Origin of the sequence: Streptomyces sp. NPDC006925, assembly GCF_042869575.1 — a bacterium.
Classification (GTDB): domain Bacteria; phylum Actinomycetota; class Actinomycetes; order Streptomycetales; family Streptomycetaceae; genus Streptomyces.
The window spans coordinates 94,350-117,467 of sequence record NZ_JBIAGB010000012.1 but is presented as its reverse complement, the minus strand read 5'-3'; the positions used below and the strand labels follow the sequence as shown (position 1 = coordinate 117,467).

General features: G+C 72.5%; 18 protein-coding genes and 1 tRNA gene. 12 read left to right on the top strand and 7 right to left on the bottom strand.

The window, feature by feature from the left end; genetic code table 11:
* Window positions 1-45: 45 nt before the first annotated feature.
* Window positions 46-735: a TetR/AcrR family transcriptional regulator gene (locus ACFYNS_RS18255; protein WP_388603812.1), complete on the bottom strand. Its 690-nt coding sequence runs from the start codon at window positions 733-735 to the stop codon at window positions 46-48.
* Between the two features lie 192 nt (window positions 736-927).
* Between ACFYNS_RS18255 and ACFYNS_RS18250 the strand changes: the two genes are divergently transcribed.
* The 4 genes from ACFYNS_RS18250 to ACFYNS_RS18235 all read left to right on the top strand — a co-directional run bounded on the left by ACFYNS_RS18250 (window position 928) and on the right by ACFYNS_RS18235 (window position 7,211).
* Entirely contained in the window at window positions 928-2,604 is a 1,677-nt protein-coding gene (locus ACFYNS_RS18250; protein WP_388603810.1) for a carboxyl transferase domain-containing protein, read from the top strand.
* A 118-nt stretch (window positions 2,605-2,722) separates the two neighbouring features.
* Window positions 2,723-4,909, top strand: coding sequence for a biotin carboxylase N-terminal domain-containing protein (locus ACFYNS_RS18245; RefSeq protein ID WP_388603808.1), 2,187 nt, complete (start codon window positions 2,723-2,725; stop codon window positions 4,907-4,909).
* Between the two features lie 98 nt (window positions 4,910-5,007).
* The gene (locus ACFYNS_RS18240; protein WP_388603911.1) at window positions 5,008-6,042 is read left to right on the top strand and encodes a hydroxymethylglutaryl-CoA lyase; all 1,035 of its coding nucleotides are present in this window, start codon (window positions 5,008-5,010) and stop codon (window positions 6,040-6,042) included.
* A gap of 2 nt (window positions 6,043-6,044) precedes the next feature.
* Entirely contained in the window at window positions 6,045-7,211 is a 1,167-nt protein-coding gene (locus ACFYNS_RS18235; RefSeq protein ID WP_360299258.1) for an acyl-CoA dehydrogenase family protein, read from the top strand.
* 784 nt (window positions 7,212-7,995) lie between these two features.
* Here ACFYNS_RS18235 and ACFYNS_RS18230 read toward each other — a convergent pair.
* Window positions 7,996-9,735 (bottom strand): beta-N-acetylhexosaminidase, encoded by a 1,740-nt coding sequence (locus ACFYNS_RS18230; RefSeq protein ID WP_388603805.1) that lies wholly within the window; start codon window positions 9,733-9,735, stop codon window positions 7,996-7,998.
* Window positions 9,736-9,958: 223 nt separating this feature from the next.
* Here ACFYNS_RS18230 and ACFYNS_RS18225 point away from each other — a divergent pair, with 223 nt between their 5' ends.
* Both ACFYNS_RS18225 and glmS read left to right on the top strand, forming a co-directional pair.
* Window positions 9,959-10,237 (top strand): hypothetical protein, encoded by a 279-nt coding sequence (locus tag ACFYNS_RS18225; RefSeq protein ID WP_019357089.1) that lies wholly within the window; start codon window positions 9,959-9,961, stop codon window positions 10,235-10,237.
* A gap of 68 nt (window positions 10,238-10,305) precedes the next feature.
* On the top strand, window positions 10,306-12,132 hold the full coding sequence (gene glmS / locus ACFYNS_RS18220; protein ID WP_019357088.1) for a glutamine--fructose-6-phosphate transaminase (isomerizing): 1,827 nt from the start codon (window positions 10,306-10,308) through the stop codon (window positions 12,130-12,132).
* Window positions 12,133-12,663: 531 nt separating this feature from the next.
* On the opposite strand, the gene ACFYNS_RS18215 is transcribed toward glmS, so the two are convergent.
* Window positions 12,664-13,185, bottom strand: coding sequence for a universal stress protein (locus ACFYNS_RS18215; RefSeq protein ID WP_360299264.1), 522 nt, complete (start codon window positions 13,183-13,185; stop codon window positions 12,664-12,666).
* A 963-nt stretch (window positions 13,186-14,148) separates the two neighbouring features.
* Here ACFYNS_RS18215 and ACFYNS_RS18210 point away from each other — a divergent pair.
* The 4 genes from ACFYNS_RS18210 (at window position 14,149) to ACFYNS_RS18195 (ending at window position 17,917) form a co-directional block, all read left to right on the top strand.
* Window positions 14,149-15,594 carry a helix-turn-helix domain-containing protein gene (locus tag ACFYNS_RS18210; RefSeq protein WP_360299267.1) on the top strand — a complete coding sequence of 482 codons (1,446 nt, stop codon included), beginning with the start codon at window positions 14,149-14,151 and terminating at the stop codon, window positions 15,592-15,594.
* A gap of 28 nt (window positions 15,595-15,622) precedes the next feature.
* On the top strand, window positions 15,623-16,228 hold the full coding sequence (gene orn / locus ACFYNS_RS18205) for an oligoribonuclease (protein ID WP_360299269.1): 606 nt from the start codon (window positions 15,623-15,625) through the stop codon (window positions 16,226-16,228).
* Between the two features lie 132 nt (window positions 16,229-16,360).
* Window positions 16,361-16,433 (top strand) — tRNA-His (locus tag ACFYNS_RS18200).
* Between the two features lie 89 nt (window positions 16,434-16,522).
* Entirely contained in the window at window positions 16,523-17,917 is a 1,395-nt protein-coding gene (locus ACFYNS_RS18195; protein ID WP_388603803.1) for a cation:proton antiporter, read from the top strand.
* A 236-nt stretch (window positions 17,918-18,153) separates the two neighbouring features.
* Here the strand turns inward: ACFYNS_RS18195 and ACFYNS_RS18190 are convergent, their stop codons facing one another.
* Window positions 18,154-18,375 carry a hypothetical protein gene (locus ACFYNS_RS18190; protein WP_360299273.1) on the bottom strand — a complete coding sequence of 74 codons (222 nt, stop codon included), beginning with the start codon at window positions 18,373-18,375 and terminating at the stop codon, window positions 18,154-18,156.
* A 136-nt stretch (window positions 18,376-18,511) separates the two neighbouring features.
* Between ACFYNS_RS18190 and ACFYNS_RS18185 the strand changes: the two genes are divergently transcribed.
* A complete protein-coding gene (locus tag ACFYNS_RS18185; protein ID WP_360299275.1) occupies window positions 18,512-18,994 on the top strand; it encodes a DUF6233 domain-containing protein in 483 nt (160 codons plus the stop codon).
* Window positions 18,995-19,087: 93 nt separating this feature from the next.
* On the opposite strand, the gene ACFYNS_RS18180 is transcribed toward ACFYNS_RS18185, so the two are convergent.
* The 3 genes from ACFYNS_RS18180 to ACFYNS_RS18170 form a co-directional block, all read right to left on the bottom strand.
* Window positions 19,088-19,483 (bottom strand): M23 family metallopeptidase, encoded by a 396-nt coding sequence (locus ACFYNS_RS18180; RefSeq protein ID WP_360299277.1) that lies wholly within the window; start codon window positions 19,481-19,483, stop codon window positions 19,088-19,090.
* Between the two features lie 665 nt (window positions 19,484-20,148).
* Window positions 20,149-21,243, bottom strand: coding sequence for a LacI family DNA-binding transcriptional regulator (locus tag ACFYNS_RS18175; RefSeq protein ID WP_360299625.1), 1,095 nt, complete (start codon window positions 21,241-21,243; stop codon window positions 20,149-20,151).
* A gap of 204 nt (window positions 21,244-21,447) precedes the next feature.
* On the bottom strand, window positions 21,448-22,479 hold the full coding sequence (locus ACFYNS_RS18170; protein ID WP_360299622.1) for a chitinase: 1,032 nt from the start codon (window positions 22,477-22,479) through the stop codon (window positions 21,448-21,450).
* Window positions 22,480-22,807: 328 nt separating this feature from the next.
* Between ACFYNS_RS18170 and ACFYNS_RS18165 the strand changes: the two genes are divergently transcribed.
* Window positions 22,808-23,038: a chaplin gene (locus ACFYNS_RS18165; RefSeq protein ID WP_026004704.1), complete on the top strand. Its 231-nt coding sequence runs from the start codon at window positions 22,808-22,810 to the stop codon at window positions 23,036-23,038.
* Window positions 23,039-23,118 lie beyond the last annotated feature (80 nt).

The window sequence follows — 23,118 nt, the reverse complement described above, 5'->3', positions numbered from 1 at the left end:
CGCTTCGCCCCCCGGAAGGAGGTACCGCTCCGGGGCGCCCGCCCGTCAGACCGGGGCGCCCGACCCCTCGTGCCCGGCGGGCGGGTACTCGGCCCGCACCGCGGAGCCGCCGCCCGGCCCCTCCGGCGGGGGCGCGGCGGAGGAGAGCGCACCGCGGGCCAGGCGGTGCAGCAGCGCCGCCGTCGTCTCCCGGTCCGGCAGCGCCGAGGGGCCGCTCAGGTGCGGCGTCGAGTTCAGCAGCCCGAAGACGGTGTGCACCGAGACCCGGGCCTCCAGCTCGGTCAGCCCCGGGTACAGCGCACGGACGGCCGAGACCCACAGCTCGACGTACTGCCGCTGGAGCTTGCGGACCTGCTTGCGGTCGGCCTCCCGCAGCCGGTCCAGCTCCCGGTCGTGCAGGGTGATCAGTTCGCGGTCGTCCAGCGCGAAGTCGATGTGCCCCTCGATCAGCGCGTCCAGCGCGGCGCCCGGCGGCAGATCCGCCGCCGCCGACTCCTCGGCCCGCCGGCGCCCCCCGTCGTAGAGCCGCCGGCTGATCCCGACCAGCAGCTCGGCCAGCATCGCGTCCTTGCCCGCGAAGTGGCGGTAGAGGCCGGGGCCGCTGATGCCGACCGCCGCCCCTATCTCGTCGACGCCCACCCCGTGGAAGCCACGCTCGGCGAAGAGCCGTGCGGCCTCCCGCAGGATCTGCTCCCGTCGGCTGGGTGCGGCCGTGCCTGCCGTCTTCGTGCTCATGCGGACCATTCTAGACAGCCGCGTTAGTCAGCGTTAACCTTGAGACATCGAGTTAACGCTGACTAACCGCGTTCGCCGACCGCGCTGCTCGCGGTCATCGCGGTGCCGGCGTCGGCTCGTGGTGCGCCGCGCCGGACATGAGGTGGTGCGGCGGGAAGGGCGTGGTGTCGTGCGAGCGAGGGGGCCGGTCGGATGAACGAGCGAACAGTGCGGGACGTGAGCGGGCACGGGCCCGCGGCGCCGCGCCTGAGCAGCGCCCTCGACCCCGGTTCGGACGCCGCCGCGGAGAACCGCAGAGCCCATCGCGAGCTGGCCGGACAGCTCCGGGAGAAACTCGCGCGCGCCCGGCTCGGCGGCGGTGCCCGGGCACGCGAGCGGCACACGGCGCGGGGAAAGCTGCTGCCGCGGGAGCGCGTGGACGCGCTGCTGGACCCCGGCTCCCCCTTCCTGGAGATCGCGCCGCTGGCGGCCGACGGGATGTACGACGACGCGGCGCCCGCCGCCGGGGTGATCGCGGGGATCGGCCGGGTCGCCGGCCGCGAGGTGGTCGTCGTCGCCAACGACGCCACCGTCAAGGGCGGCACCTACTACCCCATGACGGTCAAGAAGCACCTGCGTGCGCAGGAGATCGCCCTGGAGAACCGGCTGCCGTGCCTCTATCTGGTCGACTCCGGCGGCGCGTTCCTGCCGATGCAGGACGACGTCTTCCCCGACCGGGACCACTTCGGCCGGATCTTCTACAACCAGGCCCGGATGTCCGCCGCCGGTGTCCCGCAGATCGCCGCGGTCCTCGGCTCCTGCACCGCGGGCGGCGCCTACGTCCCCGCGATGAGCGACGAGGCGGTGATCGTGCGCGGGCAGGGCACGATCTTCCTCGGCGGGCCGCCGCTGGTGAAAGCGGCGACCGGTGAGGTCGTGACAGCCGAGGAACTGGGCGGCGGCGAGACCCACTCCCGGATCTCCGGAGTCACCGACCACCTGGCGGAGGACGACGCGCACGCGCTGCGCATCGTCCGGCACATCGTCGCCACCCTGCCCGCACCCCCCGACGCCGCGGCCCTGCCCTGGAGCGTGCGCCCCGCCGAGGAGCCCGCCCTGGACCCGGCCGGGCTCTACGACGCGGTCCCCGCCGACTCCCGCACCCCCTACGACGTGCGCGAGGTCATCGCCCGCGTGGTGGACGGCTCGCGGTTCCAGGAGTTCAAGGCGGAGTACGGCACCACCCTGGTCACCGGCTTCGCCCACGTACACGGCCATCCGGTCGGTGTGGTCGCCAACAACGGCATCCTCTTCTCCGAATCGGCCCAGAAGGGCGCCCACTTCATCGAGCTGTGCGACCAGCGCGGCATCCCGCTGCTCTTCCTGCAGAACATCTCCGGCTTCATGGTCGGCAAGGACTACGAGGCGGGCGGCATCGCCAAGCACGGCGCCAAGATGGTCACCGCGGTGGCCTGCGCCCGGGTGCCGAAGCTGACGGTCGTGATCGGCGGCTCCTACGGCGCCGGCAACTACTCGATGTGCGGCCGGGCCTACAGCCCCCGCTTCCTGTGGATGTGGCCGAACGCCAAGATCTCCGTGATGGGCGGGGAGCAGGCGGCCTCGGTGCTGGCCACCGTCAAGCGGGACCAGCTGGAGGCACGCGGCGAGGAGTGGAGCGCCGAGGAGGAAGAGGATTTCCGCGCACCGGTCCGTGCGCAGTACGAATCCCAGGGCAACGCCTACTACGCCACGGCCCGGCTGTGGGACGACGGGGTGATCGACCCCCTGGAGACCCGTCAGGTGCTGGGGCTGGCCCTGACCGCCTGTGCCAACGCCCCGCTGCCCGGACGCGATCCCGAGGCGCCGCGCTTCGGCGTCTTCCGGATGTGAGGGGCCGGACGTGACACAGCCGAACGCGAAGGGGGCCGCGGACGCGGCCGGAAGCACGACCGGAGCGGAGCGCCCCGGGACCGGAAGCCACGGGGTCGTGAGGACGAGGAGAGGGCCGATGTTCGACACGGTGCTGGTCGCCAACCGCGGCGAGATCGCGGTGCGGGTGATCCGGACGCTGCGCAGGCTCGGCATCCGCTCCGTCGCGGTGCACAGCGACGCGGACGCCGACGCCCGCCATGTGCGCGAGGCCGACACGGCCGTGCGGATCGGCCCCGCGGCGGCGGTCCACAGCTATCTGAGCGCGGACCGGCTGCTGGAGGCGGCCCACCGCAGCGGTGCGCAAGCCGTCCATCCGGGGTACGGATTCCTCGCCGAGAACGCGGCGTTCGCCCAGCGCTGCACCGAGGCCGGCCTCGTCTTCATCGGTCCGCCCGCGGAGGCCATCGAGCTGATGGGCGACAAGATCCGCGCCAAGGAGACGGTGTCCGCGGCGGACGTGCCGGTGGTGCCCGGCTCCTCGGGCACCGGGCTGACCGACGCCGAACTGGCCGCCGCAGCCCGGCAGACGGGTCTGCCGGTGCTGCTCAAGCCCTCGGCGGGCGGCGGCGGCAAAGGCATGCGGCTGGTGCGGGACGAGACGGCACTGCCCGACGAGATCGCCGCGGCGCGGCGCGAGGCCAAGGGCGCCTTCGGCGACGACGGGCTGCTCGTCGAGCGGTGGATCGACCGGCCGCGGCACATCGAGATCCAGGTGCTGGCGGACGGCCACGGCAACGTCCTGCACCTGGGAGAGCGCGAATGCTCGCTCCAGCGCCGCCACCAGAAGATCATCGAAGAGGCGCCCAGCCCGCTGCTCGACGCGGCGACCCGCGAGGCGATGGGGCAGGCAGCGGTGAACGCGGCCCGCTCGTGCGGCTACCGGGGCGCGGGCACGGTCGAGTTCATCGTGCCGGGCGACGGCTCCGGGTCCTACTACTTCATGGAGATGAACACCCGACTCCAGGTGGAGCACCCGGTCACCGAACTGATCACCGGGCTGGACCTGGTGGAGTGGCAGGTGCGGGTGGCCGCCGGGGAGCCGCTGCCCTTCGGGCAGGAGGAGATCGCCCTCGACGGTCACGCGGTGGAGGCCCGGATCTGCGCGGAGACGGCGCGGCGCACGCCCGGTGCCGAGGACGGGCACGTGGACTTCCTGCCCTCGGCCGGACGGGTGCTGCTGCTGGAGGAGCCGCAGGGCGAGGGGGTGCGCACCGACTCCGGGCTCACCGAGGGCACCGAAGTGGGCACGACCTACGACCCGATGCTCTCCAAGGTCATCGCCTGGGGCCCCGACCGGGCCGCCGCGCTGCGCGGACTGCGCGCGGCACTCGCCCGCACGACGGTGCTCGGGGTGGACACCAACACGGCGTTCCTGCGCGCCCTGCTCGGCCACCCCGAGGTCGCCTCCGGCGAGCTGGACACCGGCCTGGTGGATCGCGTGGCGACCGAACTGCTGCCCGAGAACGTGCCCGACGAGGTGTACGGCGCGGCAGCGCTGCTGCGGCAGGCGGAGCTCACTCCGGAGACCGGGACGGCACAGACCCCGGGCGGCCCGCCGCAGCCCGCGGCCGCCGCCTCCCCCGCGACCGGCGGCTGGGTCAGTCCGTTCTCGGTGCCGTCCGGGTGGCGGCTCGGCGGGCAGCGGGCCTGGACAGTGCACTCGCTGCGGGTACCGGGCCGCGACCCCGTGGCGGTCCGGGTCCGGCCCACCGCACCGGACGGCAGGCGCCCCGAGGAACTCCCGGCCCCGGGCGAGATGGAGGTCAGCGTCGACGGCGCCACCCCGGTGCGGGCGCGGCTGGCACCGGGCACCGAGACCGGCGGCCCGACCGTCCGGCTCGACTGGGACGGCATGAGCCGCACCCTCAGCCGCGTCCGATGCGGGGACGGTGACACCCCGGGCGTGTGGCTGGGCAGGGACGGCGAAGCCTGGCAGGTGCGCGACCACGACCCGGTGGCGGACGCGTTGCGGCGGGCCGGTGGCGCACACGGCGCCGACGCGCTGACCGCGCCCATGCCGGGCACCGTCACGGTGGTCAAGGCTGCCGTCGGCGACGAGGTCGCCGCGGGCCAGAGCCTGCTGGTGGTGGAGGCCATGAAGATGGAGCACGTGATCACGGCACCGCACGCGGGCCGGGTGGCCGAACTGGAGGTCACGGCGGGCAGCACCGTGGCGATGGACCAGGTGCTCGCGGTCGTGGACCCGGCCCTCGGCGACGCACCGGAGGCCGGCACGGAAGCGGCGACGGAGGCGACGGGATGACGGACGCGACGAACTCCTCGGCACACACCCCTCCGGGGCGCCCCCCGGCTCCGGCCGCCGGCCCGGCGGAAGGGAGCGGCACCCCGGGTGAGCTGCCGATGGTCTTCCCCATGGAAGGGCTGCCCGCCCGGGTGCGGATCCACGAGGTGGGGCCGCGGGACGGGCTGCAGAACGAGTCGGCGCTCGTCCCGGTCGAGGTGAAGGCGGAGTTCATCCGGCGGCTCGCCGCCGCCGGGCTGAGCACCGTGGAGGCCACCAGCTTCGTGCACCCCAAGTGGGTTCCCCAGCTCGCCGACGCGGAGGAGCTGTATCCGCGCCTGGCGGACCTGGAGGGGGTGCGGCTGCCGGTGCTGGTGCCCAACGCACGCGGCCTGGAGCGCGCGGCGGCGCTGGGCGCGCGGGAGGTGGCGGTGTTCGCCAGCGCCACGGAGTCGTTCGCCAAGGCCAACCTGAACCGCTCGGTGGACGGCGCGCTGGAGATGTTCGAGCCGGTGGTGGCGCGCGCCAAGAGCGCGGGCCTCCGCGTGCGCGGCTATCTGTCGATGTGCTTCGGCGACCCGTGGGAGGGCCCGGTCCCCATCGACCAGGTGGTGCGAGTGTGCCGGGCGCTGGCCGGCATGGGCTGCGACGAGCTGAGCCTGGGCGACACCATCGGCGTGGCCACTCCCGGCCATGTCCACGCGCTGCTCACGGCACTCGGCACGGCGGGGCTGCCCGCTTCGGGCGCCCCCGCCGACTCCGGTCCGCCGGGCGGCCCCACGCTCGCCGTGCACTTCCACGACACCTACGGCCAGGCGCTCTCCAACACCCTCGCGGCGCTCCAGCACGGAGTGGCCACGGTGGACGCCTCGGCCGGCGGGCTGGGCGGCTGCCCGTACGCCAAGAGCGCCACGGGCAACCTCGCCACCGAGGACCTGGTCTGGATGCTGCACGGCCTCGGTGTCGAGACGGGTGTCGAGCTGTCCCGGCTCACCGCCACCAGCACCTGGATGGCACAGCAGCTGGGCCGCCCCAGCCCCTCCCGGACGGTTCGTGCCCTGGCCGGCCCGGCCTCTTCCGTCGCTTCCTCCGCTTCCCCCTCTTCCACGGAGTCCCGGAACACCCCGGACTCCCCCGCCCCCAAGGAGCAGTGAGCATGGCACTCGACCACCGCCTCACCCCCGAGCACGAGGAACTGCGCCGCACCGTGGAGGAGTTCGCCCACGACGTGGTCGCCCCCAAGATCGGTGAGTTCTACGAGCGGCACGAGTTCCCGTATGAGATCGTCCAGCAGATGGGCACCATGGGCCTGTTCGGCCTGCCCTTCCCCGAGGAGTACGGCGGGATGGGCGGCGACTACCTCGCCCTCTGCCTGGCCCTGGAGGAGTTGGCCCGGGTCGACTCCTCGGTGGCCATCACGCTGGAGGCGGGGGTGTCGCTGGGCGCGATGCCCGTCTACCTCTTCGGCACCGAGGAGCAGAAGCGGGAGTGGCTACCCCGGCTGTGCGCGGGCGAGATGCTGGGCGCCTTCGGGCTGACCGAGCCCGAGTGCGGTTCGGACGCGGGCGGCACCCGCACCACCGCCGTCCTGGACGAGTCGTCCGGGGAATGGGTGATCAACGGCAGCAAGTCCTTCATCACCAACTCCGGCACGGACATAACGGGCCTGGTCACGGTGACCGCTGTCACCGGGCGCAAGGAGAACGGCGCCCCGCGCATCTCGACCATCATCGTCCCCTCCGGCACCCCCGGTTTCACGGTGGCGCCCGCCTACTCGAAGGTCGGCTGGAACGCGTCGGACACTCATGAGCTGTCCTTCACGGATGTGCGCGTACCCCGCGCCAATCTGCTCGGCGAGCAGGGCCGCGGCTACGCCCAGTTCCTGCGGATCCTGGACGAGGGCCGGATCGCGATCTCCGCACTGGCCACCGGGCTCGCCCAAGGCTGTGTGGACGAGTCGGTCCGCTACGCCAACACCCGTACGGCATTCGGCAAGCCCATCGGCGCCAACCAGGCCATCCAGTTCAAGATCGCGGACATGGAGATGCGGGCCCACACCTCACGAGTGGCCTGGCGGGACGCGGCCGCCCGGCTGCTGGCCGGCGAGCCGTTCAAGAAGGAGGCGGCGCTGGCCAAGCTGTACTCCTCCGAGAGCGCCGTCACCAACGCGCGTGAGGCCACCCAGGTCCACGGCGGCTACGGATTCATGAACGAGTACCCGGTGGCACGCATGTGGCGGGACGCGAAGATCCTGGAGATCGGCGAGGGCACCAGCGAGGTGCAGCGCATGCTGGTGGCCCGCGAACTGGGAGTGGGCGAGTGACCCCCGTACCCCGCGGCTGAACAGAGCCCCGCCCCGGTCGACCCCGCCCCTGAGGGGCGCGCGCCGATGATGCTTCGACCGGGGCGGTGCTCTGGCTGTCATTCGCGGTGCCGGTTGCGGCGGTAGAGACGGCCGTCCACCTGCCCGGCGAATCGCGGCGAGCGAGAAACAGGTCGAGGTGTCGTGCGGAGCCATGACACCATGTTCGGCATGATGACGAACCGAAAGGCCTATGCCGCGTAGACGGCCAGGACACATCCGGGCCGGCATCTCCCACCGCCACCGGACACCAGACGCAAACCCCGTCATCGACGGCCTGTCCTCGCGTGCTCTGTCAGAGATCCACCGTCTCGAGCGCACCCGGAATTATCTGCAGCCAGGCGACATCAGCGCAGCCGTGCGCTTGTGGAAGGACTACGTCCGTCGTCCCGAGCGTGAGCTGTGGCACGACTACGAGTGGGGCAACGTGTACTGGTGCTGCTGCGGCAATCCTCTTGAAGCGCGTGCTCTCCTCGACACGGTGATGCAGGCCATGCCGCCTCGCGCTGCCCGCGAACTCCGGCGGATCATCAGCAGGTTTGATGACGTATGGAACCAACCTTCACCGCCGTATGCCACGGACTGAGGGTTGAAGGCACGCTGAGGAGAACCGCCCTCCGCGGAGCCGCTCCCGCGACGGTCCCGCTCTCCGCAAGGGGAAGCTCCCCCGCTCGAAGCGGGCTCCGCAAGGCGCGCGGCGCCGCGCGGTGGCGGCGCCGCGGGCCCGGTACCGCTGCGGGTGCGGTCAGCGGGGCCAGGGCACCTGCGGTGAGCGGTAGTAGTTCACTCCCATCCGCTCCCAGCGGCTGCCCTGCCGGGCCAATCGCTCCCGGTAGCCCTCCCAGTCGTGGGTGGCGGCGGGCGACCAGCCCAGTTCCGCCAGCCCTGGCAGGCGCGGGAAGGCCAGGTATTCGAGCTGTGCGCTGGTCTCGATCGTCTCCGACCACAGCGGCGCCTCGACTCCCAGGACGGCCTCCTCGGGCACCCCTTCCAGGTAGCGGGCCGGGTCCCAGTCGTAGGAGCGCTGCACGGGCACGTATCCGGCCCAGGAGAGTCCCAGCGGGGTGTTCTTGTCGTATTTCATGTCCAGGTAGGCCCGGTCCGCCGGGGAGAGCACCAGCTTGGTGCCCTGCCGCGCGACCTCGGCGACCTGGCGGCGCTCCTCGGCTCCGGTCCGGTCGTAGCCCCAGTACTGGGCGACGGTGCCGGGGGCGGGCGCGGCGGTGATCTGGTGCCAGCCGACGGCCTGCTTGCCGTATGCGGCGACGAGGGGCTGCACGCGCCGCATGAAGGCGACGTAGTCCTCGTGGCTGGTGGAGTGCGCCTCGTCGCCGCCGATGTGGAGGTAGCGGCCAGGGGTGAGGGCCGCGAGTTCGCGGAGCACGTCGTCGACGAAGTCGTAGGTCCGCTCCAGGGACACGCACAGGGAGCTGAATCCGACCTCGGTGCCGGTGTAGCGGGGCGGTGCCTTGCCGTCGCAGTTGAGTTCGGCGTAGGAGGCCAGTGCCGCGTTGGTGTGTCCGGGCATGTCGATCTCGGGGACGACGGTCAGGTGCCGGGCCGCGGCGTAGCGCACGATCGCACGGTAGTCGGCCTTGGTGTAGAAGCCGCCTGGCCCGCCGCCGACCTCGGTGCCGCCGCCGTAGTCGGCCAGCCGGGGCCAGGAGTCGATGGCGAGGCGCCAGCCCTGGTCGTCGGAGAGGTGCAGATGCAGAGTGTTGATCTTGTAGAGGGCGAGCTGGTCGATGTACCGCTCGACCGCCGGGACGGGGAAGAAGTGGCGGGAGACGTCCAGCATGGCGCCCCGGTAGGCGTAGCGCGGGGTGTCGGTGATGACGCCCCCGGCGAGCTGCCAGGGGCCGGGCTGCTCGGTACGGGCTTCGACGGCGGCGGGGAGGAGCTGGCGGATGGTCTGCACCCCGTGGAAGAGCCCGGCGGCGTCGCGGGCGGTGAGTCGCGCGGCACGCGCGCCCACCTGGAGCCGGTAGCCCTCGCCGCCCAGTGCCCGGTCGCCGCCGAGCCGCAGGTGGATGCCGTCGCGCCCGGGGCGGGTGGTGACCGGCAGCCGGTAGCCGGTGGCGGGCCGCAGCAGTGCGGCGAGCTGCTCGGCCACCTCCTGCGCCTCCCGCGCCTCCCGCGCCTCCCGCGCCTCCCGCGCCTCCTGTGCCTCCTGTGCCTCCTGCCCGGACCCCGCCTCCCCCGCGGTGCCGCTGTCCGGCCCGTGGCCCGGCCGCGGTCGGCTCCCGCGGCGGTCAGGCGTCCGGTCGGCGGAGGCGTGCACGCGGATCACCGTCCGCGGGGTGAGCGTGTAGGGCCTGCCCCGCTCCTGCACCGAGGCGGGTGCGGGTATCACCCGGTCGAGTGGTGTGGGCCGGGCTCTGGAACGCGCGGAGGCCGCGTCGGCCGCGCCGGGGACGGCGGGCAGTGCGGTGGCGGCGAGCAGCGAGGCGCACAGGACCAGTAACGGTGTGAGTCGTCGTCCCATCAGCGATCCCTCCGGGATCCGCGGCGGGCCCGGGTGAACGGTCCTTCACCGGGGTGGCGCACTCTCAACGAAAGCCGTGTTCAGGACACTTCGTCATACTGACGGCCGCACATGAAGCCGGGAAGGGATCGGTACGTACCTTTTCTGGCCCGTTTTCGCCACGCCGTGCCCGCTATCGGGCAGATTTCTTGCGATCGAGGCGTGGAAACCGCAGTATCGACGGGTGCTCGACGCCCCGACACCGGTCCACGACGACCTCATCGACCACCTGGTCCGCACCACGCCACTGCAGCGCGGCGAGGCGGTCCGGGTGGTGCTGGACGTCCTGTCGTACTTCGACGAGACGGCCGCCGAGTTCGTCCGCCGTCGGCACCGCGAGCTCCAGGCCAAGGGCCTGGCGAACCCGGAGATCTTCGAACGTATCGAGGCCGAGCTGCCGCACCGGGCCGTCGCGCCGCCCGAGCTGTCCCTCAGACAGCTCCGCCGCATCGTGTACGGCTGAGCGCGGAGCAGCGCCGGCAGAAGCAGACCACCCTCAACGGCACGACAGAGAGGCAGGGCATCAGCAGCATGTGCGGAATTGTCGGGTATATCGGTAAGCGTGACACCGCCCCGCTCCTGCTGGAGGGCCTCCAGCGACTGGAGTACCGCGGCTACGACTCGGCGGGCATCGCCATCCAGACCGGTACGGGCGGCAAGGCGGGCGGGCTGAAGACCGCCAAGACCAAGGGCCGGGTCCGGGACCTGGAGGAGCGCGTCCCCAAGCGGTTCACCGGGAGCGCCGGGATCGCCCACACCCGCTGGGCCACCCACGGCGTGCCCAACGACGTCAACGCCCACCCGCATCTGGACCCGGCCGAGAAGGTCGCCGTCGTCCACAACGGCATCATCGACAACGCCGCCGAACTGCGCGCCAAGCTCACGGCGGAGGGCGTCACCTTCGTCTCCGACACCGACACCGAGGTGCTGGCCCACCTGATCGCCGCGGCGCAGGCCGAGCGGCTGGAGGCGCGCGTCCAGGAGGCGCTGCGCCACGTCGAGGGCACCTACGGCATCGCCGTGCTGCACGCCGACTTCCCGGACCGCATCGTGGTGGCGCGCAACGGCTCGCCCGTGGTGCTGGGCATCGGCGAGAACGAGATGTTCGTCGCCTCGGACGTCGCCGCGCTGGTCTCGCACACCCGCCAGGTGGTCACGCTGGACGACGGCGAGATGGCCACCATCAAGGCCGGTGACTACCGCACCTACACCACCGAGGGCTCCCGCACCTCCTCTTCCCCGGAGACGGTGGAGTACGCCGCCGAGTCCTACGACCTGGGCGGCCACGACACCTACATGCACAAGGAGATCGCCGAGCAGGCAGACGCGGTGGACCGGGTGCTGGCCGGGCGCATCGACGACCGGTTCGCCACCGTGCACCTCGGCGGCCTCAACCTCGACCCGCGCGAGGCCCGCGCCGTGCGCCGGGTGAAGATCCTCGGCTGTGGCACCTCGTATCACGCCGGTCTCATCGGCGCGCAGATGATCGAGGAGCTGGCCCGCATCCCCGCCGACGCGGAGCCCGCCAGCGAGTTCCGGTACCGCAACGCGGTGGTGGACCCCGACACGCTCTACATCGCCGTCTCGCAGTCCGGGGAGACCTACGACGCGCTCGCCGCCGTGCAGGAGCTCAAGCGCAAGGGCGCCCGGGTGCTCGGGGTCATCAACGTCGTCGGCTCGGCCATCGCACGGGAGGCCGATGGCGGGGTCTACGTGCACGCCGGGCCCGAGGTCTGCGTCGTGTCCACCAAGTGCTTCACCAACACGGTGGTCGCCTTCGGACTCCTCGCGCTGCACCTGGGCCGCATCCGCGACCTGTCGGTCAAGGACGGCAAGCGCATCATCGAGGGGCTGCGCCGGCTGCCCGACCAGATCGCCGAGATCCTCAAGCAGGAGCCGGAGATCGAGAAGCTGGCGAAGCTGTACGCCGACGCCCGCTCCATGCTCTTCATCGGGCGGGTGCGCGGCTACCCCGTGGCCCTGGAGGCGTCCCTCAAGCTGAAGGAGGTCTCCTACATCCACGCCGAGGCGTACCCGGCCTCCGAGCTCAAGCACGGACCGCTGGCGCTGATCGAGCCCGCGATGCCGACGGTCGCGATCGTGCCCGAGGACGATCTGCTGGAGAAGAACCGGGCGGCGCTGGAGGAGATCAAGGCACGCAGCGGTCGCATCCTGGCCGTGGCCCACCAGGAGCAGGAGAAGGCCGACCACACCATCCTGGTGCCGAAGAACGAGGACGAGCTGGACCCGATCCTGATGGGCATCCCGCTGCAGCTGCTGGCGTACCACACGGCGCTCGCCCTGGGACGGGACATCGACAAGCCCCGGAACCTGGCCAAGTCGGTCACCGTGGAGTAGGAGCGGTCCGTCCACGTCACCGGGTGCGGTCGCCCGGATGGGCGGGATCCCGCGCGGGCCACCATCCGCGCGGGATCCCGCCTCCCCTGTGCCGGCGTCGCCCATTACGCCGGCGGGTGGGCCACCGGACGGGACCGTCACCTCCCGCCCGGTGGCGCGCCCTCGGGTCTCGGCCACCCGTGTGCTGTCTGTATGCCCCTCACAAGCGCACAACCCACCTCTACGGGTGGGTAGATTTGTCGATGCCCTCCGGGCCGCGCCGACCGCGCGGCTCACCCGGGGACGAGCCCGGGTGCGGTCGAAGTCGACTCCCCCGCAAGGGAGTCGGCCGAGGCGTGCAGAAGCCGACGGTCCCGGCGAAACGGCACCTGAAAACGCGACGGCACGCGGCGGCACCCCGGGAACGCGGCGAAACGGCACCGGCGGCGCGAGGATGGGGAGCAGCCACGACTCCAGGGGTCCGGGTGCCGCGGCCCACGGCGGGCTGGGGCGCACAGCGTGCCTGCGCCGGGCGCACAGCGCGGGATGGTGTCAGGGGACGACGATGACCGGGCGCTGGGCCCGCCGCGCGAGGCGCCCCGCGACCGAGCCGAAGATCCGTCCCACGAGTCCGTGCGTCGAGCCGACCACGATGGCGTCGGCCGCGTACTCGCTGCCGACCTCCTCCAGTTCGTGGCAGATGTCACCGCCCCGCTCCACCAGGACCCAGGGCACCTCCGCCAGATGCTCGGCGCAGGCGAGTTCCAACCCGAGCACTTCGGTGCGGTGGTCGGGGACGTCGACGAAGACGGGTGGTTCGCACCCCGCCCACACCGTGGTGGGCAGCCGGTTGGCGACATGGACGATGATCAGACCGGAGCCGGAGCGGTAGGCCATGCCGATGGCGTACGCCAGAGCGCGCTCGCTGGAGACCGAGCCGTCGAAACCGACGACGACGCCGTGCTGGAACGCCGGATCGCAGGAGTGGCGCGTCTCGTCCGCCGCTTCGGGGATCGCCGTGGAGTCGGCGACCTGCCTGCGGTCTGCTGGTTCAGGGATCTCGTGTCCTGCCATGACTGTCTCGGCGAAGTGAGTCCTCTGTGCAGAGGGACGACGGACGGCTTGCGCTCTCTCGGATCTGCTCGGACGGATCTGCTGGGTGCTGCACGGCCTCTCACGAAGACCGGGAATCGTCTTCCCAAGTCCCTTACCCAAAGGGTACGACCGCACTCCCCGCTTGCCCAGGCAATGCGGAGCGGGTGCCGGGAGCGGTTGACCCCGGAGCATGCCTGAGCGCGGGCCGCAGCGCAATGCCGCGTTACGCCCCTTACGCGCCTCCTTGACCGACGCGTAACAGGCCCGCCGTCGGAAGTGGCGCGGAACCGCCCGGCCCACCGCCCCGGGTACCCCGCGTGTCGCACCGGTCACGCGCCGTGGGAGCGCCCCTGTCGCGCCGCGCACCCGGAACACCCGGCGCCAGGTGGTGCGCCGGAGGCATTCTGTCCCGATCATTGCGTTGGCGCGAGACCGTCCCTCACGGCGCACACCGGCACACACCGGCGCGCACAGAGCCACAAAATGTCACGCACCGTCGCATGTTGTACACGCTGAGCGCACCTCACGCGTCACATATACCTCATGCGCCTCTGGAGTCACGACGTCGCACCACGCGTGTGACCGAATCGCACGTCTGATCCCCCTCGAATTTCAGCCAACTTGGCACGGCATCAGAACCTGTGCCACCTCTCCTGCCCGACCCCCTGCCACCAGGGAGGAAAGGAGCGTCACGCGGGTGTGCACCCTACGTTGATGGGGCAGAGAGGGCATGCGTACTTCCCTGCAGCGCAGTTGAGTGAAACGCTTCGTGATCGAATGCTTCACGCCAAGTTGCCTTATCGACATAGCGCCGGATGCCGAACTTGCACCGCCCACCTCATCCGACGCAGTAGATTCGATCTTGGCTTTCACTGCGGGGGAGAGCGGGGGAGATGTGTATGGACCGAGAGGAACACAACGATTGAGGGGGGCTTAGTTCCAATGAGCCAGGACTCCACGAACGGCCCAGTCGAGACCCGCAAGCTGGCCGCGCGCCGCCGGCGCGAGATCGTGGCGGTGTTGCTCTTCAGCGGTGGTCCCATCTTCGAGAGTTCCATCCCGCTCTCCGTCTTCGGAATCGACCGCCAAGACGCCGGAGTACCGCGCTACAGGCTGCTCGTCTGCGCGGGCGAGGACGGACCACTGCGCACCACCGGCGGGCTCCAGTTGAGCGCGCCGTTCGGGCTGGAGGCGATCTCCCGCGCGGGCACCGTGGTCGTGCCCGCCTGGCGCTCCATCACCCAGCCGCCACCACCGGGGGCGCTGGAGGCGCTGCGCAGGGCACACGAGGAGGGGGCCCGCGTCATAGGCCTGTGCACCGGCGCCTTCGTCCTCGCAGCGGCCGGGCTGCTGGACGGGCGCCCGGCCACCACCCACTGGATGTACGCACCCACGCTGGCCAAGCGCTACCCGGCCGTCCACGTCGATCCGCGCGAACTGTTCGTGGACGACGGGGACATCCTCACCTCCGCCGGTACGGCCGCGGGCATAGACCTGTGCCTGCACGTCGTACGGAGCGACCACGGGGCCGAGGCGGCCGGTGCACTGGCCCGCAGGCTGGTCGTCCCGCCGCGCCGCGGCAACGGCCAGGAGACCGGCGGTCATCCTCGCCACCTGGACCGCTCCTTACCAGAGGAGATCGGCGCCGACCCGCTCGCCGAGGTCGTCGCCTGGGCGCTGGAGCACCTCCACGAGCAGTTCGACGTGGAGACGCTCGCCGCGCGCGCGTACATGAGTCGCCGCACCTTCGACCGGCGCTTCCGGTCTCTCACTGGGAGCGCTCCACTGCAGTGGCTGATCACCCAGCGCGTGCTCCAGGCGCAGCGCCTGCTGGAGACGTCGGACTACTCCGTGGACGAGGTGGCGGGCCGCTGCGGCTTCCGCTCACCCGTCGCGCTGCGCGGCCACTTCCGCCGCCAGCTCGGCGCCTCGCCCGCCGCCTACCGGGCGGCGTACCGCGCGCGCCGGCCGGACGGGGAGCAGGCGCACGAGGGTGCGGGGGCGCCGCCGGGAGCAGCGGGAAGCGCCGGGAACGGGGTTTTGGGCCCGGGCGGCCAGGGCGGCGAAGGTCCGCTGCGCCTGCCCCACCAGTCCCATCAGTCCCAGCACTCCGGGCCGGGGCAGGGGTACGGCCAGCCCGGCCCCGCCGGACCGGCAGGGCACTCGGGACACCCCGGGCACCCGGGACACTCGGGGCATCCAGCGCATCCGGGCGGCCACGAGTCGGGCGCGGCCGGCGGGCCGTCGGCGTACGGCACCAGGCAGGAGACCCGACAGGAAGTGAGGGAGTACCGAAGCACTCCGCACAACCGCTCGGAACAGGGCAAACCGGAATCGGACGCGTTCGCCCCGCGGGTTCCCGGCCAGCGCGGCCGTGGGACGAGCTGAGCGGGCCGGGTCACGTACTGTGAAGAGCATGAACGATCGCATGGTGTGGATCGACTGCGAGATGACCGGCCTCTCGCTGTCCGATGACGCGCTCATCGAGGTGGCCGCGCTGGTGACCGACTCGGAGCTGAACGTACTCGGCGACGGCGTGGACATCGTGATCCGCCCGCCCGCGCACGCCCTGGAGGCGATGCCGGAGGTGGTGCGCGAGATGCACACCGCCTCCGGCCTGCTGGAGGAGCTGGACGACGGCACGACGCTGGCCGACGCCGAGGCCCGGGTCCTGGGCTACGTGCGCGAGTGGGTGCCCGACGCCCGCCGGGCGCCGCTGTGCGGCAACTCCGTCAGCACCGACCGCGGCTTCCTCGCCCGCGACATGGCCGCGCTCGACAGCCACCTGCACTACCGCATCGTGGATGTCTCCTCGGTCAAGGAGCTGGCCCGCCGCTGGTACCCGCGTGCCTACTACAACAGCCCGGAGAAGAACGGCAACCACCGGGCGCTGGCCGACATCCGCGAGTCCATCGCGGAACTGCGCTACTACCGGGAGGCCGTCTTCGTGCCCCAGCCGGGGCCGGACTCGGAGACGGCGAAGAAGATCGCGGCCCGGCACGTGCTGCCCCCGGCGGACTGACCGGAGGGCTTTCCGGGCCCGGCAGCACCCCTGCCGGGCCCGGAGCCGGAAACCTGTGCGCGAGCACGGCGCCGGACCCTGTACACTCGTAGCGGCCGGTCAGGGAAGATCTTCTCTTCCGCACCGGACGTGGTGGTCGTAGCTCAGTTGGTAGAGCACCTGGTTGTGGTCCAGGATGTCGCGGGTTCAAGTCCCGTCGATCACCCTTCTCTCGGAGGCCCTGTGGCCGGCGGAAACGCGGGTCACAGGGCCTCTTGCTTGTGTGCACGACTCAGCGCGGCGGGGGTTGCTCTCTTGGTCTTGGTCATGGTCTTCGGCATCGCGCTGCTGGTCGCCGTACTGCTGTCCGGGCTGGCCGCGCGCTCGGTGCTCTCCACCTCGCTGCTGTTCCTGGCGGGCGGCGCGCTGGTCGGGGACGGGGCGCTCGGGCTCATCCACGTCGCACCGGAGAGCGACATCGTCCGCGTCACGGCCGATCTGGCGCTCTTCGCCGTGCTGTTCACCGACGGCATGCACGTCCGCTTCGCCGACCTGCGCGAGCGCTGGAAGAGCCCGGCCCGGGCGCTCGGTCTGGGCATGCCGCTGGCCTTCCTCGGTATCGCGCTGCTCACCCACTGGCTGGTCGGCTTCGACTGGACCACCTCCTTCCTCGTCGGCGCGGTGCTCTCCCCCACCGACCCGGTCTTCGCCTCCGCCATCGTCGGGCACCGCCGGGTGCCGTCCCGGCTCCGGCAGCTCCTCAACGTGGAAAGCGGCATAAACGACGGGCTGGCGCTGCCGTTCGTGCTGATCTTCCTGGCCGCCGCCGCACCCAGCGGACACAGCGAGCACGCCTCGGCCGGCAGCATCGCCCTGGAGCTGGTGCTCGGGCTGGCCTTCGGCATCGCGGCCCCGCTGCTCGTCAACGGGCTGCTGCGGTTCCGGCTGCTGGGTGCCGAACCGAAGCTGCAGCCGCTGGGGCCGCTGGCCATCGGCGTGATCCTGTACGCCGTGTGTGCGCTGACCCACGCCAACTCCTACCTGGCCGCCTTCAGCGCGGGCTCGGTGCTCGCGGCCGTCTCCCCCGAGGCCAAGCAGGCGTTCGAACCGCTGGGCGACTCGCTGGCCGAACTGGCCAAGTTCGCCGCGCTGCTGATCTTCGGAGCGCTGCTGACCGGGGAGCTGTTCGGGGACCTGTCCTTCGGCGGGTACGTGGTCGCCGTGCTGGCGATCGTCCTGATCCGCCCGGCCTCGCTGCTGCTGTCGCTGCTTGGTACGTCCTTCGACCAGCGGGAGAAGCTGACAGCGGCCTGGTTCGGCCCCAAGGGCTTCGCCTCGGTGGTCTACGGACTGCTGGTGCTCCAGGCCGGTATCCCGCACGGGGAGGAGGCGTTCACCCTCATCGCGGTCACCATCGCCTTCTCGATCGTCGCCCACAGCAGCTCGGACGTGCCCATCGCCCGGCTGTTCGACGTCGAGGAACTCGTGGGCATCCCGGACGACGACCGCGGCCCCCGGTGGCCCTTCGGCACCGGGGCGCGGAAGACCGGGAGGACGGCGGACGCCGGCCGCGGACCGGACGACACGGAATCCGGCGGGGAGCAGAACCGCGCGGAGTCCGCACAGCGGGACGCGGAGCCCGGCCGGGACGGCGCGGACTCCGGACAGGACGACGGCCGCGGCGCCGAGCGGACCGGCACACAGCGGTAGCGGGCCGCGTCCGGCTCGCGGCGGCAGTGCACCGGGACCGTCCACGACTCCGGACCCGGCCAGGACCCGCGGGACGGGCCGGAGCCGCCCGGCAGCCGGGAGGACGGGGCGCCGGGAGTGGCGCGAGCCGCCGGAGGCCGCGAAAAACACTGCGTTCCCGGCCTCCCTGCGGGGAGACGGGAACGCAGTGCTGACGGGCAGGCAGAGCTGGTCTCTGCCAGGGGAAGGTACTCGGGTCAGTCGTTCTGCATCGGGCCGAAGACGAAGATGACCGAGTCGCTGATGATCTTGTCGTCGTCGGAGATGGAGATCTTCTTGATCTCCTTGTTGACCGACTCGTGCACCCAGTTGTACTGGTGCCCCTTCGGCCAGGCGGCGGCCGAGCCGGCGCCGGCACCGGCCAGGCCCAGGACGGCGAAGCCGACGGCGACGGAACGCGCGAGCGTGCGCATACGCATGTGAACCTCCGAGGGTTGGGTTGGACGAGGCACCACCATGGCGGCCGAAGTGTCACTTTTTGGTACAACACGACAACGCGGGGCGGAATGAACCCGGACGGCGCACTCCCGTTCCATTCGAACTAATATTCGGAACGTGAGTGAGTGGCGTGAGCGTGCGGGCCCGTGGGCGCGGGCCCGGATGCCGGACGGACAGGAGTTGGACGTGGTCGTCACCGGCCGGTCCCGCACACCCGACGGCCACTGGTGGTACGAGTGCGAGGCGATCCTGCCGAGCCGCCACCAGCACCCCGACGGGCACGCCGAGCCCAAGAGCGCACCCACCGCGATCAGCGTCGCGGCCGAGGACATCGCCCCGATCCCCGGCGAGAGCTACGCCGCGGTGCCGACGGCCGGTGCGGTCGCGGGCCGCCAGTGGCTGGCCGTCCGCGTGCGCGGTACCGGCGACGCGGAGCCCTGGTGGTGCCTGCACCGCCGGGACTGCTGGCAGGCCCGCGACGGCTGGCTCACCCGGCGCGTCACCGCCCGGGAGGCGGTGGAGCTGCTGGCCCGCACCGCGGAGGCGCGCGTGTGCGACATCTGCCGCCCGGACCGCGTACTGGACCGGCTCGGCCGGTGACCGGCACCCGGCCGGGCCGGAGTGGACCGCGGGCGCGCCCCGCGCACCCGGGCGACTCCTCCCGTCCGGGGCCCCGGCCCCGGACGACCGCCCTCAGCCGAGGCGTACACCGTGGTCGGCGAGGTAGCGCACGGGGTCGACGTCCGAACCGTAGCCGCGCTGCTCGCGCACCTCGAAGTGCAGATGCGGGCCGGTGGAGTGGCCCGTGTTGCCCGAGCGGCCGAGCCAGGTCCCGGCGCGCACCGCGGCTCCTTCCCGGACGAAGACCTCCGAGAGATGCGCGAAGAGGAGGTACTTGCCGTCCTCCATCCGCACGGTCACCGCCTTCCCGTAGTCGCCGGCCCACCCGGCGGCCACGACCGTCCCCGGCCCGACGGACCGCACCGGGGTGCCCACCCGGACCGCCAGGTCGACCCCGGTGTGGTAGCCCGCCGCCCAGCCGCCCTTGACCCCGTACGCCTGCGAGATCCGCACCGGGAACTCGGTCACGGGCGAGACCCATCCGCTCTCCGCCGTCGACGGTGGGTCCGCGGGTGCGGACGGTCCGGCCGGGTCCGACTCCCCGCGCGGAGCACCTGTGTCTCCGGGCGCTCCGGGGTCGCCGGGGTCGCCCGACGGTCCGGGGGCCCCAGGAGGCCCGGTGTCCCCGGGAGTTCCGGAGGGCGCGTCCGAGGGCCCGGACGGCCGGGCGGCGCCGTCGCCGATGTCCGCGCCGGACCCGCGGCCGACGCCGGGGCTGCGATCAGCTCCGGAGCCGATGTCCGCGCCGGGGGCGCCCGGGAGGCCGGGAGGTGCGACGAGGCGGGGTGCGCCGGTCCGCCTGCCGTCGCTCTGCGGCTCCGCACCGCCCGGTGCCGGCGGGCCGGAGGCCTCAGGTGCGTGAGGTGCGGCGGGCGCGGCGGACGGAGCCGAGCTGCCGGACCGCTGGGGGGCGGGGCTGTGCGAGGACGTGGCGGTGAGGGCGAGGAAGGGTGCGGGCAGGGCGAGGAGGGTGACGGCTGCCAAGGTGCAGCCGACCAGGGGACGACTGCGGCGCCGAGGTGCCGCGGTCGTCCGGGTGTTGCCGGTCCCGGTGCGAGCCATGTCTGCGATGCAACGGCCCCCGCGGCACCGGCGCACCCGGAGCGCCGCCTATGGGGTGACGTGAGCTTCCGTCAGGAGGAGGCGCGGGTCACCAGTTCGGTGGGCAGCACGCGGTGCAGGCTGTCGGCTCCCTCCCCGGCCGGTCGCGCACCGGCGTCCGCACCGGAGGCGCCGGGTGTCCACTTGCCCAGCAGCTCCAGCAGCACCCGGGCCATCTCCCCGCCCATGGCTCCGATCGGCTGGCGGACGGTGGTCAGCGGCGGATCCGTGTGGCGGGCGACGACCGAGTCGTCGAACCCGACCATCGCGACGTCGTCCGGCACCGACCGGCCCGCGGCGCGCAGTGCGCGGCGCGCGCCCGCGGCCATCACGTCCGAGGCGCAGAAGACGGCGTCGAGCCCCGGGGTGCGTTCCAGGAGCTGCCGCATCGCCAGCTCCCCGCCCTCCTCGGTGAAATCGCCGCAGGCCAGCAGGGACTCGTCCAGCGGCTGGTCCGCCGCGCGCAGCGCCTCGCGGTAGCCGTCGGTGCGGCAGCGGGCCGCGTACACGTCGTCGGGCCCGGTGACCGTGGCGATGGTGCCGCGCCCCCGCGCCAGCAGGTGGCCGACGGCGGAGCGGGCACCGCCGGTGTTGTCGCAGTCGACGTACGGCACGGTTTCCGCGGCCCGCCGCCGGCCGCCCAGCACGGCGGGGATCTCGGACCGGGCCAGCAGATCGGGCAGCGTGTGGTCGGCGTGCACGGAGACCAGCAGCACCCCGTCGATGTGGTGGGAGGCGGCGTACTGCGCGAAGCGATCCCGCTCCTTCGGGCCGTGCAGCAGGGTGAGCAGCAGTTGCATGTCCGCGCGGGCGAGTTCGGCGCCGATGCCGCGCACGATCGCCGGGAAGTAGGGCTCGGTGAAGAACCGGGACTCCGATTCGGGCACCACCAGCGCGACGGTGTCCGCGCTGCCCGCCGCCAGGGCACGGGCCACCCGGTCGGGCACGTAGCCCAGTTCGGCGACGGCGTCCTCGACCGCGGCGCGGGTGCGGTCGCTGACCCGGGCGGAGCCGTTGACGACCCGGGAGACGGTGCCGCGGCCCACTCCGGCGCGGCGGGCGACCTCCTCCAGGGTCGGCCCGGACCGTGCGCTCCTGCGGGCCCGTCCGCCGCGTACTGCTGCCATGCTGCCCTCCCCTGCCGCGGGCCCCGGCCCCGCGGGACCCGGGCGAGGAGAACATTCAACTACAACCGCACCCGGCAGCAGGAGGGGTGCGGGCCGAAGGACGGCGGAAGGACGGGGCGCGACAGCGGTGTGGGGGGGGGTGGGTGCCGTCGCGCCCCGTCCGGTGGGGGGTGGCCGTGGGGGGTGGCCGTGGGGGAGTCCGGGTCAGCCGGCGAACGCCTTGCTGAAGTCGTCGGGGCTCTGCTCGATGCTGGAACAGGTCGGGTCGGCCTGGTCCTTGGGACCGCCGGGGCACGGCTTGTCCCGGGTGCCGGACCACATGGAGAGCCGGCCCATCCCGTGTTCGTCGGCGAACGCGCGGACCTGCGCGGCGTCCTCGGGCGTGAAGACCTCCACATTGACGTCGTTGACGCCGATCATCGGGGTGACGGCCAGCGCCTTCCAGGCCGCCTCGTCGTCCAGCCCGAGCGCGGCGGCGACCTGCTCGTGGGCCGCGGTGGCCGCCTGGGTGGCGTATTCGCCCATGTCGCCGTCGTAGGAGGAGCCGTAGTCCATCGCCATGATGTTGACCGCCGACACCCGCACGCCGTTGGCCTCGGCGTTCTCCAGCAGCTTCACGCCGGGTGCGGTGAGCCCCTCGGGCATCACCGGCAGGGTGTAGGAGACGTCCAGGTCCTGGTGGCTCTTCTGGAGCGCGGCGACCGCCTTGGCGCGCCGCTCGTTGGCCCGGGTGTCGGGCAGGGCCGCGCCCTCGATGTCCAGGTCGATCTTCGTGAGGTCGAAGGTGTCGACGACCTTGCCGTACGCCGCGGCGAGCTCGTCCGCCGAGTCGCAGGCCGTACCGAGCTCGGTCCCGGTGGCGCCGCCGAACGAGACGCGCACGTCGCCGCCCTCGGCCCGCAGGTCGGGGATCTGCCGGGCGACGGGGTCGTCCTCGAGCTCCTGGCCGCCGCCCCACTTCGGGACGCAGCCGCCGCCGCTGGTGACGAAGGCGAGGTTGTACTCCTGCACGCCGGTCCGCTCGGCGCTCTTCACAAGGTCGTAGGAGGGCTGCAACGAGGTGTCGACGTACGGCGCGAAGGGCGTGCCGGACGCGTCGGCCGCCGCTTCCTCGCCCGCCGTCGCGTTGCCCGCGAGCAGGAAGCCGCCGCCCGCCACGAGCGCCACGGCGGCGGCGCCCATGGCCGTCCTGGCGGCCCGGCTGGTGCGGCGGCGGTGGCCTGCGGTGTTCGTCATCGTGTTGCTGCCTCGTTCCGTGGGGGATCCGCTGGATGGAGCGAGCAGCACGTTACTGACGTCGAGTCGGGCAAATGCCGCCTTGCGGACATCTGCCGGAGTCCTTAGGGCGCTCTTAAGGCGGCGGAAAGGGCCACGTTAAGGGGCACGCCGCGGTGGCGGGAGACGCGCGGCACGGGCCCCGGCCCCGCCGGTTGCTCCGTTCGCCGCACGGTTCCACCACTCCGTGGAGTGACGGTGGGCGCTGGTCGGAAAGTCACAACGACCTGGCCCGGGTCGCTGTGCCTGGATAGTGCGCAAGTTGTCTGTCTCCTGGAGGAAGAACACCATGCTTCGTCACGTGACCACCGCCGCCTGCGCCGCCGCCCTCGTCCTGGGCGGGGCCTCCGCAGCGGCCGCCGACGCCGGCGCCCAGGGCGGCGCCGCCAACTCGCCGGGTGTGCTCAGCGGCAACGTCGTCCAGGTTCCGGTCCACATCCCCGTCCAGGTGTGTGGCAACTCCGTCAACGTCATCGGGCTGCTGAACCCGGCCCTGGGCAACAAGTGCATCGCTAAGTAAGCGACGGCGGACGCACAGCGCCGCCGGGTCCGGACCCACGCGTCCCGGGCCCGGCGGCGTTCGCCGTCTGCGGCCCTCCG

Coding starts and splice junctions, on each gene's coding strand:
- ACFYNS_RS18255 (WP_388603812.1), bottom strand. CDS start 735: ATGAGCACGAAGACGGCAGGCACGGCCGCACCCAGCCGACGGGAGCAG.
- ACFYNS_RS18250 (WP_388603810.1), top strand. CDS start 928: ATGAACGAGCGAACAGTGCGGGACGTGAGCGGGCACGGGCCCGCGGCG.
- ACFYNS_RS18245 (WP_388603808.1), top strand. CDS start 2,723: ATGTTCGACACGGTGCTGGTCGCCAACCGCGGCGAGATCGCGGTGCGG.
- ACFYNS_RS18240 (WP_388603911.1), top strand. CDS start 5,008: ATGGTCTTCCCCATGGAAGGGCTGCCCGCCCGGGTGCGGATCCACGAG.
- ACFYNS_RS18235 (WP_360299258.1), top strand. CDS start 6,045: ATGGCACTCGACCACCGCCTCACCCCCGAGCACGAGGAACTGCGCCGC.
- ACFYNS_RS18230 (WP_388603805.1), bottom strand. CDS start 9,735: ATGGGACGACGACTCACACCGTTACTGGTCCTGTGCGCCTCGCTGCTC.
- glmS (WP_019357088.1), top strand. CDS start 10,306: ATGTGCGGAATTGTCGGGTATATCGGTAAGCGTGACACCGCCCCGCTC.
- ACFYNS_RS18215 (WP_360299264.1), bottom strand. CDS start 13,185: ATGGCAGGACACGAGATCCCTGAACCAGCAGACCGCAGGCAGGTCGCC.
- ACFYNS_RS18210 (WP_360299267.1), top strand. CDS start 14,149: ATGAGCCAGGACTCCACGAACGGCCCAGTCGAGACCCGCAAGCTGGCC.
- orn (WP_360299269.1), top strand. CDS start 15,623: ATGAACGATCGCATGGTGTGGATCGACTGCGAGATGACCGGCCTCTCG.
- ACFYNS_RS18190 (WP_360299273.1), bottom strand. CDS start 18,375: ATGCGTATGCGCACGCTCGCGCGTTCCGTCGCCGTCGGCTTCGCCGTC.
- ACFYNS_RS18175 (WP_360299625.1), bottom strand. CDS start 21,243: ATGGCAGCAGTACGCGGCGGACGGGCCCGCAGGAGCGCACGGTCCGGG.
- ACFYNS_RS18170 (WP_360299622.1), bottom strand. CDS start 22,479: ATGACGAACACCGCAGGCCACCGCCGCCGCACCAGCCGGGCCGCCAGG.
- ACFYNS_RS18165 (WP_026004704.1), top strand. CDS start 22,808: ATGCTTCGTCACGTGACCACCGCCGCCTGCGCCGCCGCCCTCGTCCTG.